Annotated in this window: 12 protein-coding genes; all 12 read left to right on the top strand. The window is 65.4% G+C overall.

The window, feature by feature from the left end:
• The first annotated feature begins 120 nt into the window (after positions 1–120).
• Complete coding sequence (gene argS / locus CQ017_RS14515; RefSeq protein ID WP_105554277.1) at positions 121–1,761, top strand: arginine--tRNA ligase; 1,641 nt, start codon at positions 121–123, stop codon at positions 1,759–1,761.
• A 5-nt stretch (positions 1,762–1,766) separates the two neighbouring features.
• Entirely contained in the window at positions 1,767–3,188 is a 1,422-nt protein-coding gene (lysA, locus tag CQ017_RS14510; protein ID WP_105554276.1) for a diaminopimelate decarboxylase, read from the top strand.
• The gene (locus CQ017_RS14505; protein ID WP_105554275.1) at positions 3,189–4,478 is read left to right on the top strand and encodes a homoserine dehydrogenase; all 1,290 of its coding nucleotides are present in this window, start codon (positions 3,189–3,191) and stop codon (positions 4,476–4,478) included.
• Positions 4,479–5,579: a threonine synthase gene (thrC, locus tag CQ017_RS14500; protein ID WP_105554274.1), complete on the top strand. Its 1,101-nt coding sequence runs from the start codon at positions 4,479–4,481 to the stop codon at positions 5,577–5,579.
• 77 nt (positions 5,580–5,656) lie between these two features.
• On the top strand, positions 5,657–6,616 hold the full coding sequence (thrB, locus tag CQ017_RS14495) for a homoserine kinase (protein ID WP_258133701.1): 960 nt from the start codon (positions 5,657–5,659) through the stop codon (positions 6,614–6,616).
• A gap of 329 nt (positions 6,617–6,945) precedes the next feature.
• The gene (gene rho, locus CQ017_RS14490; RefSeq protein WP_105554273.1) at positions 6,946–9,270 is read left to right on the top strand and encodes a transcription termination factor Rho; all 2,325 of its coding nucleotides are present in this window, start codon (positions 6,946–6,948) and stop codon (positions 9,268–9,270) included.
• Between the two features lie 148 nt (positions 9,271–9,418).
• Positions 9,419–10,495, top strand: coding sequence for a peptide chain release factor 1 (gene prfA / locus CQ017_RS14485; RefSeq protein ID WP_105554272.1), 1,077 nt, complete (start codon positions 9,419–9,421; stop codon positions 10,493–10,495).
• A gap of 18 nt (positions 10,496–10,513) precedes the next feature.
• On the top strand, positions 10,514–11,386 hold the full coding sequence (gene prmC, locus CQ017_RS14480; protein WP_105554271.1) for a peptide chain release factor N(5)-glutamine methyltransferase: 873 nt from the start codon (positions 10,514–10,516) through the stop codon (positions 11,384–11,386).
• A gap of 4 nt (positions 11,387–11,390) precedes the next feature.
• On the top strand, positions 11,391–12,077 hold the full coding sequence (locus CQ017_RS14475; RefSeq protein WP_105554270.1) for an L-threonylcarbamoyladenylate synthase: 687 nt from the start codon (positions 11,391–11,393) through the stop codon (positions 12,075–12,077).
• Complete coding sequence (locus CQ017_RS14470) at positions 12,074–13,192, top strand: MraY family glycosyltransferase (protein ID WP_105554269.1); 1,119 nt, start codon at positions 12,074–12,076, stop codon at positions 13,190–13,192. The genes CQ017_RS14475 and CQ017_RS14470 overlap by 4 nt, the downstream gene beginning before the upstream one ends.
• Before the next feature lie 145 nt (positions 13,193–13,337).
• On the top strand, positions 13,338–13,772 hold the full coding sequence (locus tag CQ017_RS14465) for a hypothetical protein (RefSeq protein WP_105554268.1): 435 nt from the start codon (positions 13,338–13,340) through the stop codon (positions 13,770–13,772).
• A 286-nt stretch (positions 13,773–14,058) separates the two neighbouring features.
• Positions 14,059–14,850 (top strand): F0F1 ATP synthase subunit A, encoded by a 792-nt coding sequence (gene atpB / locus CQ017_RS14460; RefSeq protein ID WP_105554267.1) that lies wholly within the window; start codon positions 14,059–14,061, stop codon positions 14,848–14,850.
• The last annotated feature ends 57 nt before the right edge of the window (positions 14,851–14,907 follow it).

The raw sequence follows: 14,907 nt of genomic DNA, 5'->3' as shown, positions 1-14,907 counted from the left end.
TGAAAGCGCCATCTGCGCAATTGGCCCGGCGGCGCGCCAACGCGGGTGATGCCTGCAGCATCACAGGGGGCAAAGTCATCAATGCCGAAGATGCCTGCGAAAAACCGCTATTCTTGAACAGTGACTCCTGAAGAACTCTCCGCTGCCATATCCGCATGCCTGACGCAGGCCGTAGCCGCCGGCGAAATCGCCGTCGAGGTACCCGACACCGTGCGCGTCGAACGACCCAAAAGCCGTGAGCACGGCGACTGGGCGACCAACATCGCGCTGCAACTGGGCAAGAAGGCCGGCATGGCCCCGCGCGACTTCGCGCAGATGCTGGTGCGCCGGCTTTCCGAAGTCCCGGGCGTCGGCGCGGTGGAGATCGCCGGACCCGGCTTCCTGAACATCACCGTGGACGCGGCGGCCGCCGGCGAGCTGGCCCGCTCCATCGTCGAGGCCGGGGCGGGCTTCGGGCACAACCAGGCGCTGGCCGGGCACGTGGTCAACATGGAATTCGTCTCCGCCAACCCCACCGGCCCGCTGCATATCGGCCACACCCGCTGGGCGGCGCTGGGAGACGCGATCGCCCGCGTGCTGCGCGCCTCGGGCGCCGAGGTGACCAGCGAGTACTACATCAACGACGCCGGCAACCAGATGAACGTGTTCGCCCGCTCGGTGTACAACCGCATGCATGGCCTGCCGGTCCCCGAGGGCGGCTACCCGGGGGAGTACATCAAGGAACTGGCCGACATCGTGCAGGCCGCCGCCCCGGAACTTGCCGAGCAGGACGAGGCCACCGCGCTGCCCAAGCTGCGCGAACTGGCCTATACCGCGCAGCTGGCGGACATCAAGTCCACGCTGGCTGACTTCGGCGTGCACTTCGACGTGTTCTACTCCGAATCCACCCTGCATGAGGGCGGTGCGGTGGCGGACGCCGTCGCCCGGCTGCGCGAACAGGGCCACATCTTCGATCTGGAGGGCGCGGTCTGGCTGCGCACCACCGACTTCGGCGACGACAAGGACCGGGTGCTGATCCGCGCCAACGGGGAACCGACCTACTTCGCCGCCGACGCCGCCTACTACCTGTCCAAGAAGGACCGCGGCTTCAGCGAGAAGATCTACCTGCTCGGAGCCGACCACCACGGCTACGTCAACCGGCTGAAGGCCATCGCCGCCTGCGCCGGGGATGACAAGGACAAAAACATCGAGGTGCTGATCGGCCAGCTGATTTCCGTCAACGGGGCCAAGCTCTCCAAGCGCGCGGGCAATATCATCGAGCTGCGCGATTTGATCAACTGGATCGGCGCCGACGCGCTGCGCTACTCGCTGGCCCGCTACCCGGCCGATTCGCCGATCGCGCTGGATCCGGAGCAGCTGAAGAAGAACACCAACGACAACCCGGTGTTCTACGTGCAGTACGCCCACGCGCGCTCCTTCGGCGCCTCGGCGAACGCGGTCGCCAAGGGCGTCACCCGCGAGAGCTTCGACGCGGCGCTGCTCACCGACCCGAGCGAGAACGAACTGCTGGCCGTGCTCGGCCAATTCCCCTCGGTGGTGGCCGGGGCCGCACAGTCGCGCGAGCCGCACCGCATCGCCCGCTACCTGGAGCAGGTCGCCGGGGCCTACCACTCCTGGTATGCGGCCACCCGCGTCACCCCGCTGGGCGACGAGCCGGTGCAGGAAGTGCACCACACCCGGTTGTGGCTGAACGACGCCACCACTCAGGTGCTGGCCAACGGACTCGGACTGCTGGGCGTTTCGGCCCCGGAGAGGATGTAATTCTTATGACCGCTTCACCACTGGCTCCGGCCTGGCTCAGTTTCCCCGCCGACCCCAACGCGCTGCGCGAGGTGCAGTGGGCCTCCGGAGTTTCCCGCGATGCCCACGGCGAGCTGGCCGTGCAGGGCGTGGCGGTCTCGGAACTGGCCAGGGAATTCGGCACCCCGCTGTTCGTGCTGGACGAAAACGACTTCCGCGCCCGCGCCCGCGGGTTCAAGACCGCCTTCGATGCCGCCTTCGCGCAGCTGTGCGGCGCGGTGGACGTGTACTACGCCGGCAAGGCGTTCTTGTGCACCGAGGTGGCCCGCTGGGTCACCGCCGAGGGATTGCGCCTGGACACCTGCTCCGGCGGCGAGCTCGCGGTGGCCCAGGCCGCCGGAGTGCCCGGGGCGAAGCTGTCGCTGCACGGGAACAACAAGTCCGTGCCGGAGATCGCCCGCGCCCTGCGCATGGGCGTGGGACGCATCGTCATCGACTCGCTGGACGAGCTGGAACGCGTGATCTTGGTCGCAGCCGCGGAGGGGATCACGGCGCAGGTGATGCTGCGCCTGACCCCCGGGGTTCACGCCTCCACCCATGAGGCCATCGCCACCGCGCACGAGGACCAGAAGTTCGGGCTGTCCATCCAGCCCGGGCCCACCGGCACCTCCCCGGCGCTGGCGGCCATCGCCCGCGCCCTGGAGGCCCCGGGCATCAACCTGCTCGGCCTGCACGCGCATATCGGCTCGCAGATCTTCGACGCCGAGGGCTTCGCCATCGTCGCGCGCACGATGCTCGGCATCCTCGCCGAGGTGCGCGAACGCCACGGGGTCACGCTGCCCGAACTGGATCTGGGCGGCGGCTACGGCATCGCCTACACCGAGGCCGACCACCCCTCCACCCCGGCGAAGCTCGCCGGGCAGATGGCCGAGGTGGTCGCCGCGACCTGCGCGCAGCTGGGCATCGACTGCCCGCGCCTGTCCATCGAACCGGGCCGCGCCATCGCCGGGCCCTCGACCTTCACGCTCTACGAGGTTGGCGTGCGCAAGGACGTGTTCGTCGAGGACGGGGCCGGGGGCACCGCGCCGCGGCGCTACGTGTCGGTGGACGGCGGGATGAGCGACAATGCCCGGCCGGTGCTCTATGACGCGGATTACAGCGCCGTGCTGGCCAACCGTGTGACGCAAAGCGACGCGATTATTTCTCGCGTAGTTGGGAAACACTGCGAGTCGGGTGACATAGTCGTGAATGACGTTTACCTGCCCGAGGACGTAGCCGCCGCCGATTTGCTGGCGGTTCCGGGCACCGGCGCCTATTGCTGGGCGCTGTCGAGCAACTACAACTACCTGACCCGTCCGGCGGTGGTTGCGGTGCGCGACGGCCAAGCCCGTCTGATCGTGCGCAGGGAAACCGAATCCGATTTGTTGGCCCGTGACATGGGAGTTTAAGTGAGCGGTGAAAAAAGCCTGAAGGTCGCCCTGCTGGGTTGCGGCACGGTAGGTGCCCAGGTGGCACGAATCCTGATCGAGGACAGCGGCGCCCTGGCGGCCCGCTCCGGCGCGAGTTTGGAACTGACGGGGATTGCCGTGCGCAACCTGGAGTCCAAGCGCGATGTGCAGCTCGACCAGCAATTGTTCACCACCGATGCCAATGCGCTGATCGACGGCGCCGACGTGGTGATCGAGCTGCTCGGCGGCATGGAGCCGGCCGGGGAGTACATTTCCCGGGCGCTGGCCCGCGGGGCCAGCGTGATCACCGGGAACAAGGCGCTCATCGCCGCCCGGGGCGCCGAATTGAACGCGCTGGCCGCCGCCTCCGGCGCCCAGCTGCGCTACGAGGCCGCGGTGGCCGGGGCGATTCCGATCCTGCGCCCGATCGCCGATTCGCTGGCCGGGGACCACATCACCAAGGTGATGGGCATCGTCAACGGCACCACCAACTTCATCCTCGACGCGATGGACACCACCGGCGCCGCCTTCGACGACGTGCTCGCCGAAGCCCAGGCGCTGGGTTATGCCGAGGCCGATCCGACCGCCGACGTGGGCGGGCACGATGCCGCCGCGAAGGCCGCGATCCTCGCCTCGCTGGCCTTCCATACCACCGTCTCCTCGGACCAGGTGCACACCGAGGGCATCACCGAGGTGACCGCCGCCGACGTATCCGCCGCCGCCGCGGCCGGCTACGTGATCAAGCTGCTGGCCATCGCCGAGAAGTCCGAGCAGGGCATTTCGGTGCGCGTCTACCCGGCGCTGGTCAACCGCAACCACCCGCTGGCCACCGTGCACGGTGCGTTCAACGCGGTGTTCGTCCAGGCGCAGAACGCCGGGGACCTGATGTTCTACGGCGCAGGAGCCGGCGGCAACGCGACCGCATCGGCCGTGATGGGCGACGTAGTCGCCGTCACCCGCCAGCTGGCCGCCGGGGCCCCGCTGCCCAATGGCTCCGCGGATGCCGCCGCGAGCCTGATGGACTTCTCCGCGATCACCACGCGCTACTGGATCGGCTTGACCGTCTCCGACGAGCCCGGAGTGCTCGCGCGCATCGCGGCGATCTTCGGCGAGCATGGGGTCTCCATCGAATCCATGAACCAGCAGGCGGCGCAGCCGGATGCGGCAGCCCAGCTGCGCATCCTCACCCACCAGGGCACCGAGGCCGCGCTCAGCTCCACCGTGGCGGCGCTCACCGCGCTGGACGCGGTGGATTCAGTCCTATCCGTAATGCGAGTTGAAGGAAACTAAGTGGCGCATCAGTGGCGTGGAGTCATCCGCGAATATGCCGACCGGCTGCCGGTCGATGAGAACACCCAGGTCATCACGCTCGGCGAAGGCGGGACCCCGCTGGTCTTCGCCCCGGCGCTGAGCGAATTGACCGGATCGAGCGTCTATCTCAAGGTCGAGGGCATGAACCCGACCGGCTCCTTCAAGGACCGCGGAATGACCATGGCGATGACCGCCGCGGTGGCCGCCGGCGCCAAGGCCGTGGTCTGCGCCTCCACCGGCAACACCTCCGCCTCCGCCGCGGCCTACGCCACGCAGGCCGGGCTGAAGTGCGCGGTGCTCGTCCCGGAGGGCAAGATCTCCATGGGCAAGATGTCCCAGGCGATCGCGCACGGCGCGGACATCATCCAGATCGACGGCAACTTCGACAACTGCCTGGACGTGGCCCGCAAGCTCAGCGAGAACTACCCGGTGTTCCTGGTGAACTCCGTGAATCCGGCGCGCATCGAAGGCCAGAAGACCGGCGCGTTCGAGGTCGTCGACTTCCTCGGCGACGCCCCGGACTACCATGTGCTTCCCGTCGGGAATGCGGGCAATATCACCGCCTACTGGAAGGGCTACAAGGAGTACGCGGCCGAGTACACCACCCAGGCCGGCGGCAAGCTGCCGGTGGTCTCCACGAAGACCCCGATCATGTGGGGCTTCCAGGCCGCGGGCGCCGCGCCGATCGTGCTGGGCCACCCGGTCACCGAACCGGACACCATCGCCACCGCGATCCGCATCGGCAACCCGGCCAGCTGGGAGCAGGCCGAGGCCGCGCGCGATGAATCCGGGGGACAGATCGATTCGGTGACCGACGAGGAAATCCTCGCCGCGCACCGCTGGCTCTCCTCCCGCGAGGGCGTGTTCGTGGAACCTGGTTCCGCCGCCGGGGTTGCCGGGCTGATCAAGCACCACGGCGCCGGCAACGTGCCCAAGGGCAAGAAGATCGTCATCACCGTCACCGGCCACGGCCTGAAGGACCCGAACTGGGCCCTGCAGAACCCGGACGGCACCACGGTGGAACCGACCAAGGTCGGCTTCGACGTGGTCGAAGTTGCCACCGCCCTGGGCCTGGCCTAAAAAATGCAGCATCGGCCCGCCGCATCATCCCTCGATGCGGCGGGCCGAGCACTATCCGAGCCAAGAATGATACGCCGATGAACCCCGAACTTCTCGAAGGAACCATGACGCAGCAGATCGCCCTGGGCCAGCACCTCATCGTGGCCCCTCCGGCCACCAGTGCAAACCTCGGCCCGGGCTTCGACTCGCTGGGCCTGGCGCTGGAATACCGCGACCGCCTCGAAATCCGCACGGTAGAGCAGAGCTCCGTGACGCTGACCGGGCAGGGCGCGGACACGCTGCCCACGGACGAGTCGCACCTGATCATCGCGCAGATGCACAGCTACTGGAAGGCGCGCGGTTTCGCTCCGGTGGGCATCGAGCTGAAGGCGGAGAACAATATCGAGCATGCCCGCGGCATGGGGTCTTCCGCCGCGGCCATCGTTGCCGCCTTCGCCGCCGCCGACGCCTTGCTCCCGGAAGATGCGCGCGGCGGCATCGACGCCATCTTCCAGGCCGCTGCCGCCTGGGAGGGGCACCCGGACAACGTGGCGCCGGCCGTGTACGGGGGATTGAGCATTTCCACCACCGATGCGGCAGGTAGCTTCACCACGGTGGCCGTGCCGCTGCACCCGGCGGTGCGCGCGGTGCTCGCCGTGCCCTCGAACGGGCTCTCCACCGAGGCCGCCCGCGGGGTGCTGCCGGCGCAGATCGACCACGCGCAGGCCTCGGCGAACTCCGCCAGCGCCGCGCTGCTCATCCATGCGCTGAGCAATGACCCAAGCCAGCTGCTCGGCGGAACCCGGGACTACCTGCACCAGGACTACCGGGCGGTGGCCATGCCCGAAAGCGCCGCGCTGCTGCGCGCCTTGCGCGGGAATTCGCTGGCCGCGGTGGTCTCCGGGGCCGGTCCCACGATCTTGACCCTGGTCTCCGATGAGGCCCAGCTGCAGGCCGCCCGCGCCGTAATCGAGTCATTCGCCACAGGATCTTCGGTGTCGTGGAGCATTAAAGTGCCCGAACTGGCCAAGAACGGTGTTACAGTAGAAGTGCTGTAACACTCACGGCAGACCGGATTGCTGAGCGCATTGCGCAGTAATGAATCCACTTGGCCAGTGTTGATCGGGCGAAATCGGTTTACCGAACTTTCGTTCGTCCAGCCGTTCCGGATCTTTTCTGCAGTTCGCAGCACCTCTGATATCCCACGTTTGTGCACTCCTCGTGCCGTCGAGATATCAACCTTTAAGTCCAGCGTTTGCCTTACACAATCTTTTAGCGTGAGCGGCCTGGATGGCGTGACGACCATCGAATCTCGGTCGTGACGCCTATACATACGGCACAGTGGGTTGCTTGAACCAGCCCATCCTACGAGTCAGAAGGAACTTTCGTGACCGAAACCACAAGCCTCAACGAAGGCGTGGACACTAAGACTTCCGAAACCAAGAGCGCCGGCCTGGCCTCTTTGAAGATGACCCAGCTCCAGCAGCTGGCCTCCCAACTAGGCATTACCGGCGGATCGCGCATGCGCAAGGCCGATCTGGTGAAATCCATTGGCGATCATCAGCGCGGTGGCTCCGTAGCCTCCAAGGAAACCGGCAAGGAATCCGCCAAGGCAGCCAAGGCTCCGGCCAAGGAGCAGAGCGAAACCGCCGAAAAGGCTCCTGCGAAGAAGGCTGCGGCCAAGGCCCCGCGCGGTCGTCGCGCACCTAAGGCCGAGGCCGAAGCGCCAACTCAGGGCGAGGCTTCGACCCAGGCGGCAGCTCCGGCAGCTGCGGCAGAGCCGAAGACCGAGCAGGCCGAAAAGCCAGTGCGGGCACGTCGCACCTCGCGTCGCGTCACCGACTCGGGCAAGGTCAGCGCTCCGGCAGCCGAAGGCGGCGAAACTCCGCAGCCAGCGGCCGAGCAGGCTCCGGCCGCGAAGGCCGAGCAGACGCAGGCTCCGCGCCAGCGTCGTAACTCGCGTGCGAAGGCCGAACCGGTCGCCGCGGAGAACACCGAAGCCGCTGCGGAAGCCAAAGCAGATGCTGGCGCATCGGCCCCGGCCGCAGAGGGCGAAAACCAGCCGGAGGCCCGCGAAGAGCGGCGCGAACGCGGCAACCGCCGGGAACGCAATTCCAATCGTCGCGAGCGCAACGCCGACCGTGGCGAGCGCACCGAGCGCAGCGAGGCCGACACCGAGCGCAACGATCGCGAAGAGCGCGGCGAACGCGGCAACAACCGCAACGAGCGTGAAGAGCGCGGCAACAACCGCAACGAGCGCGAAGAGCGTGGCGAGCGCGCCAACGACCGCAATGACCGGCGTGAGCGCAGCAACGACCGCAATAGCGACCGCAACAACGAGCGCAACGACGAGCAGGGCGCAAACGACTCCGAGGACCGCAATGAGCGTTCCAACGATCGCAATGACCGCAATGCCGAGCGCAGCGAACGCAACCGCAACCGCCGCGAACGCAACCGCGGGGACCGGAACGACCGCAGCGATCGTAACGATCGCAACGATCGCAACGACCGGAACAACCGCAACCGCCGCAACCGCCGTGATGACCTGGACGAGCCACAGCTGAGCGAAGACGATGTCTTGCTGCCGGTGGCTGGCATCCTGGACGTGCTGGAGAACTACGCGTTCGTCCGCACCTCCGGTTACCTGCCAGGCCAGAACGACATCTACGTCACCCTGGGCCAGGTCAAGAAGTACAACCTGCGCAAGGGCGATGCGATCGTCGGTGCGGTCCGCGCTCCACGCGATGGCGAAACCCCGAATCCGCGCCAGAAGTTCAACGCCCTGGTGCAGCTGACTTCGGTGAACGGCAAGAAGCCCGAAGACAACAAGGAGCGCGTCGAGTTCAACAAGCTCGTCCCGCTGTACCCAACCGAGCGCCTGCGCCTGGAAACCGATCCGAAGCTGGTCGGCCCACGTGTGATCGACCTGGTCGCCCCGATCGGCAAGGGCCAGCGTGGCCTGATCGTTTCGCCTCCGAAGGCCGGCAAGACGCTGATCCTGCAGGCCATCGCGAACGCGATCACCATCAACAACCCAGAAGTGCACCTGATGATGGTGCTCGTTGATGAGCGTCCCGAAGAAGTCACCGACATGCAGCGCACCGTGAAGGGCGAGGTCATCGCCTCCACCTTCGACCGTCCGGCAGATGACCACACCACCGTCGCCGAGCTCGCCATCGAGCGCGCCAAGCGCCTGGTGGAAATGGGCATGGACGTCGTGGTCTTGCTTGACTCGATGACCCGCCTGGGCCGTGCGTACAACCTGGCCGCTCCTGCTTCCGGACGTATCCTGTCCGGCGGTGTGGATTCGGCCGCGCTGTACCCGCCGAAGCGCTTCTTCGGTGCCGCCCGCAATATCGAGAACGGCGGCTCGCTGACCATTCTGGCCACCGCGCTGGTGGAGACCGGGTCCAAGATGGACGAGGTCATCTTCGAGGAGTTCAAGGGCACCGGCAACATGGAGCTGCGCCTTTCGCGCAAGCTCGCCGACAAGCGCATCTTCCCGGCGGTCGACGTCAACGAGTCCTCGACTCGCCGCGAAGAGCAGCTGATGAGCGCCGAAGAGGTGCGCATCATGTGGCGCCTGCGCCGGATGCTCTCGGGCATCGATCCGCAGCAGGCCCTCGAGGTGCTCACCGGCAAGATTCGCGAAACCGAATCGAACGCCGAATTCTTGATGCTGGTCAACAAGACCACTCCCAACAAGGATTAGCACCCCTGACCGCCATGGCGTTCAGGCAGTCGGCATTTCACGCCGACCGCCTGGACGCCATCGGCGCGTCACACGACATAGACTTTGACTACAGCGCGCGACGCACGATCCGTGGGCCGGGCAACGCATAACAGGAAGAACAGCCAACATGTTTGAATCCGTCAAGACGCTACTTGAGGAGCACGCCGCGATTCAGGCGGAGCTTTCAGACCCAGCGGTCTACGCCGACCAGGCCAAGGCCCGCAAGCTCGGACGACGTTCGGCTCAGCTCAAGGGCATCGTCGACGCGTACAACAAGTGGAAGCAGGCCACCGAGGATCTGGAAGCCGCGCAGGAAATGGCCGATGAGGATCCGGAGTTCGCCGAAGAGGTTGAAACCCTCAAGGTGGCCCTGCCCGAGCTGGAGGAGAAGCTGCGCCGCCTGCTGATCCCGCGCGACCCGAACGACGCACGCGACGTGATCCTGGAGGTCAAGGGCGGCGAAGGCGGCGACGAGGCGGCCCTGTTCGCCGCGGACCTGCTGCGCATGTACACCCGCTTCGCCGAGCACAAGGGCTGGAAGGTGGAGATGATCTCCTTCAACGAGTCCGATCTGGGCGGCTACAAGGACGCCCAGGTGGCGATCAAGGGGAAGTCCAACGACCCGGCCGAAGGCGTCTACGCGCAGCTGAAGTTCGAGGGCGGCGTGCACCGCGTGCAGCGCGTGCCGCAGACCGAGTCCCAGGGCCGCATCCACACCTCGGCCGCCGGCGTGCTGGTGCTGCCCGAGGTGGACGAGCCCGAAGAGGTGGACATCCACGCGAACGACCTGAAGGTCGACGTGTACCGTTCCTCCGGCCCCGGCGGGCAGTCCGTGAACACCACCGACTCCGCGGTGCGCCTGACCCACATCCCCACCGGCATCGTGGTCGCCATGCAGAACGAGAAGTCGCAGATCCAGAACCGCGAAGCCGCGATGCGCGTGCTGCGTTCGCGCCTGCTGGCCCACCAGCAGCAGATCATCGACGAAGAGAACTCCGCCGTGCGTGCCAGCCAGATCCGCACCATGGACCGTTCCGAGCGCATCCGCACCTACAACTACCCGGAAAACCGCGTCGCGGATCACCGCACCGGCTACAAGGCGTACAACCTGGATGCGGTGATGGACGGCGAGTTGGCTCCGGTGATCGAATCCTGCATCCAGCTCGATGAAGAAGAGCGCCTGGCGGCGCTGGGCGAACGCTAAGCGGCAAAGAGCCATAGCGTGGAGCAGCTGAATACCGCGCGGCGGGCCGCCGCCGCGGTTCTCTCCGACGCCGGGGTGCCAAGCCCCGGCGTCGATGCCGACCTCTTGCTGTGCTTCGTCACCGGGGACAGCCGTGCCGAGCTCAAATTGCGCGAGCTGCGCGGGGAAAACCTCGACGAGGCACAGTACGCACAATATCTGGACCTTGTAGACCGACGGGCGCGGCGCATCCCGCTGCAGCACCTGACCGGCGAGGGCCATTTCCGCTACCTGACCCTGCAGGTCGGGCCCGGGGTATTCTCGCCGCGCCCGGAAACCGAGTCGGTGGTGCAGGTAGGTCTGGACTTCATCGGCTCGCTACAAGGTTCACGTTGTGTAGACCTGTGCTCCGGGTCCGGGGCGATCGCCGCCGCGCTGGCCACCGAACTGAGCGCATCCACCGTGTGGGCGGTGGAACTCTCCGCCGAGGCGATCGGCTATACCCGGGCGAACTGCGAACCGCTGGGCGTGAGAGTCCTGCACCAGGACGCGGCGCAGCTGCCCGTTGCCCTGCACCGAACCATGGACCTGGTGATTTCGAACCCGCCGTACATCCCGCCCAACGCGATCCCGCGCGAGGTCGAGGTGCGCGAGCACGACCCGCAGATGGCGCTGTACGGGCTGGGCAGCGACGGGCTGCGGATCCCGCGGGCGGTTTCCGCCGAAGCCCTGCGGCTGCTGCGCCCGGGCGGCATGTACGTGATGGAACACGCGGAGGTGCAAGCCGCCAGCGCCGCCGCGATGCTGGACGAACTGGGTTTCGAGGCGGTCACCGGGCACCAAGACCTCACCGGACGGGCGCGAGCCACCAGCGGCCTTGCCCCGTTATCCTCCGACCGCATGAAAGAATAAACCCGTGAGCACAACATTTGATGTCAGCAACGCAGAGCAGCGCGCCGCAGCGATCACCGCAGCCAAGGAAACCCTCGGCGAGAAGCGCTGCATCGTCCTACCCACCGACACCGTCTACGGGATCGGCGCCGACGCATTCAGCCCGCAGGGCGTCGCCATGCTGATGGCCTCCAAGGGCCGCTCACGCAATATGCCGCCTCCCGTGCTGATCGCCCAGGTCGCCACCATGGACGGGCTCGCCCGGGACATCCCCGATGAAGCCCGCAAGCTCGCCGAGGCCTTCTGGCCCGGCGCACTGACCCTCATCCTGCAGGCACAGCCCTCGCTGACCTGGGATCTGGGGGAGACCCGCGGCACCGTCGCGCTGCGCGTGCCCAACGACGACACCGCGCTGGAACTGCTCGGCGCCACCGGACCGCTGGCCGTCTCCTCGGCCAACCGCACCGGCCAGCCGGCGGCGACCACCGTGGACGAGGCGATCGCGCAGCTCGGCGAGAGCGTGGACGTGTACCTCGACGGCGGCGCGCGCGGCAGCTCCGATGGCGGCGCCACCCTGCCTTCGACCATCGTCGACGCCACCGGCGAGACCCTCCGCGTGGTCCGCGCCGGCGCCATCGACATCGGCGAACTGCGCGTCGTGGTCCCGAACATTGCGGATGTGGAGCCCCAGGCTCCGAGCCAGGACGCATGAGAAGCTACGTCCTGCTGATCGCGTTCAGCTTCGCCACCTCCTTTTTGCTGACCCCGATCATCCGTTCGATCGGCCACCGCTTCACCCGCAGCCAAATGGTGCGCGAACGCGACCAGCACAACGCGCCGATCGTGAAATTCGGCGGGTTGGCGATCATGATCGCCTTCGGCGCCGGGCTCTGGCTGGCCAGCCACTTCAGCTTCTTCGCCGGGGTCTTCGAAAACGGGCTGACCATCCGCGGCATCGCCATCGCACTGGTGATGATCGCGCTGCTCGGGCTGTGGGATGACGTCGGCGACCTGCGCTGGTACTACAAGGCGGCAGGCCAGGTGGCCATCGGCGCGGTGATCGCCGGACACGGCATCCTGATCCGCTCGCTGCCGGTTGGCACCTGGCGGATCGAGGAGCCCTGGGCACAGGGAGCCCTGACGGTGTTTCTGGTCGTGCTGACCATGAACGCCATCAACTTCTCCGACGGGCTCGACGGGCTCGCCGCGGGCCTGGCCGCTATCGGCGCGGCCACCTTCTTCCTCTACTCCTACATCCTGGCCACCCATGTGAGTGCCGATGACTACGCGAATGTCGGAGCGCTGCTTTGCGCTTTGTTACTCGGTGCGTGTGTGGGATTCCTGCCACATAATTTCAACCCCGCGAACATCTTCATGGGGGAGACCGGGGTGCTGACCATCGGGCTGATCCTGTCGGTTTCGGCCATCGCGGTCACCGGCGATGTGCAGGGGCTCGATGCCCATCGTTTCCGCAATGTGCCGGCCTACATGCCGATGGTGCTGCCGATGGTGATCGTCTTCCTGCCGGTGCTCGATCTGAGCCTCTCGGTGGTGCGCCGCCTGCTCAACAAGCGCTCGCCCTTCTCCCCGGATTCCAAGCACATCCACCACCGCATGCTCTCCCAGGGCCACTCGGTGCGCAAAAGTGTGGTGTTGCTCTACATCTGGGCGGCATTGGTGGCCGCTACGGTCGTATCGATCGCCTTCATACCGCTGGTCATCTTGATCCCGGTCATCGTGATTCTGGTTATCGGAGCCGCCTTGCTCACCTGGTGGCCGCTGGTCTCGGTGCGTTACACCAACCTTCGGGCCAAGCTCGGGAAGTAACCAGAACCCAAGCAGTTTCTATCTCGTGTAGAATTCATGGTGGATCATCTCCCGCGAGGGTAATAACCGTGCGGGGGAAATGAGTATCATCAGCATCATCCGGTGCCCGATGGATCGTCGAAAGTGAACAGAGGAGGATGCGGAGATGAATTCACGTTCTGACCGCATAACCGCCTCTGCCGCTCCGAAGTCCATCTGGCTGCCAATTCTTGGTATCTCCGTGCTGTACTCGTTGATCGCAACGGCCGCATTTTTCCTGATTTCGTGGCTGCTTGCAGATTTGCGATACGCACTTTCCGGGGCGTTTGCCGCCGGCTTAGTGATCGGCTTCTTCGCCGTCAGCATCTTGATTGCTGAGGCCGCCGGACGAATCCGCAGCACGTGGGCGATGCCCGCGTTTCTGGGAACATTCGTCATCAAGGTATTTGGCATTGCCTTCGTGCTGTTGAACCTGGGGTTGCCCGAATGGGTCAACCGTCAGGGATTCGTGCTCGCAGCTGCGGTCTCACTCGTTGCCTGGCAGGTCGGCGAGGTTCGCGCCTTCATGAAGACGCGCCTTGCCATCTACAACGAGTCATAGACATTTAGCCCGCGACGTTTATGTCATGGGTGAGCTGTGAGTTTGATAGGCTTACTACGGGTCATTTTCGGCAATTCGTTTAAATACGAGGGGCCGTCTCCGAAAGGCATTCTCAGGGGAACCTGAGGGTGGCACTTCATCAACGTCGATGTGCTATGCAAAAGCGCTGATGGAACCCGTTTGATTTTTTCTTCACAAGGTGAGAGGCAGTTACCGCCAGTCACCGCCTTTTGCCCGTGACCGTTACTGCAGAGAGGACAGCGCGTTGTTCGCGTTTGCGCTCCCAATGGCCTCAGAAGAAGGCGGATTCATTCCGCCATCCGTATCCGATACTCACCTCCCAGATATTTTCCCTTGGATGGTTGAGTACGGCACCGGTTTCGGCAAGCAGATGCTCATGATCGTGCTTTCGATCGTGCTCATTACTTGGTTCTTCACCGCGGCCATCAAGAACCCGAAGCTGGTTCCAAGCAAGACGCAGTACCTCGCCGAGTCCGGCTACGCCTTCGTGCGTAACGGAATTGGCCGCGACATCATTGGTGAGAAGAACTTCCGTCCTTGGATTCCTCTGCTGTTCGCGACCTTCTTCTTCGTCCTGCTGAACAACCTCTTCGGAGCAATTCCGTTCCTGCAGATTCCATCGTTCTCACACGCTGGTTCTGCATACGCGATGGCCATCATCATCTACGGCACCTGGATTGCCGTGGGTTTGAAGAATCATGGTATTCGCTACTTCAAGTTGGCCGTCGTTCCATCCGGTGTTCCGGGCTGGATCATGCCACTGATGATTCCACTGGAAATCATCTCTAACTTCATCGTTCGCCCACTGACGCACTCGCTGCGTTTGATGGCAACGATGCTGGCCGGTCACATGATCGTGATGCTGGCAGCTGCCGGCGCACGTCACCTGATCGTTGTTCAGGATTCCTTGGCTATGAATGGTCTTGGCATCTTGGTCATCCTCGGATCGGTCGCAATGTACTTCCTGGAACTGCTGATCATGGTGCTGCAGGCGTTCGTTTTCGCCTTGCTTACCGCGATCTACCTCCAGGGTGCAATTGAAGCCGACGCCCACTAAGGCCAACACTTCTTCTAACCACTAAAGATCTTCCTTGAGTCGCTCAAGGAATACCTC

Origin of the sequence: Arthrobacter sp. MYb224 (assembly GCF_002975455.1) — a bacterium.
GTDB lineage: Bacteria > Actinomycetota > Actinomycetes > Actinomycetales > Micrococcaceae > Glutamicibacter.
Note: the sequence above shows the minus strand (reverse complement) of the source record. Positions and strands in the feature narration are given on the sequence as shown.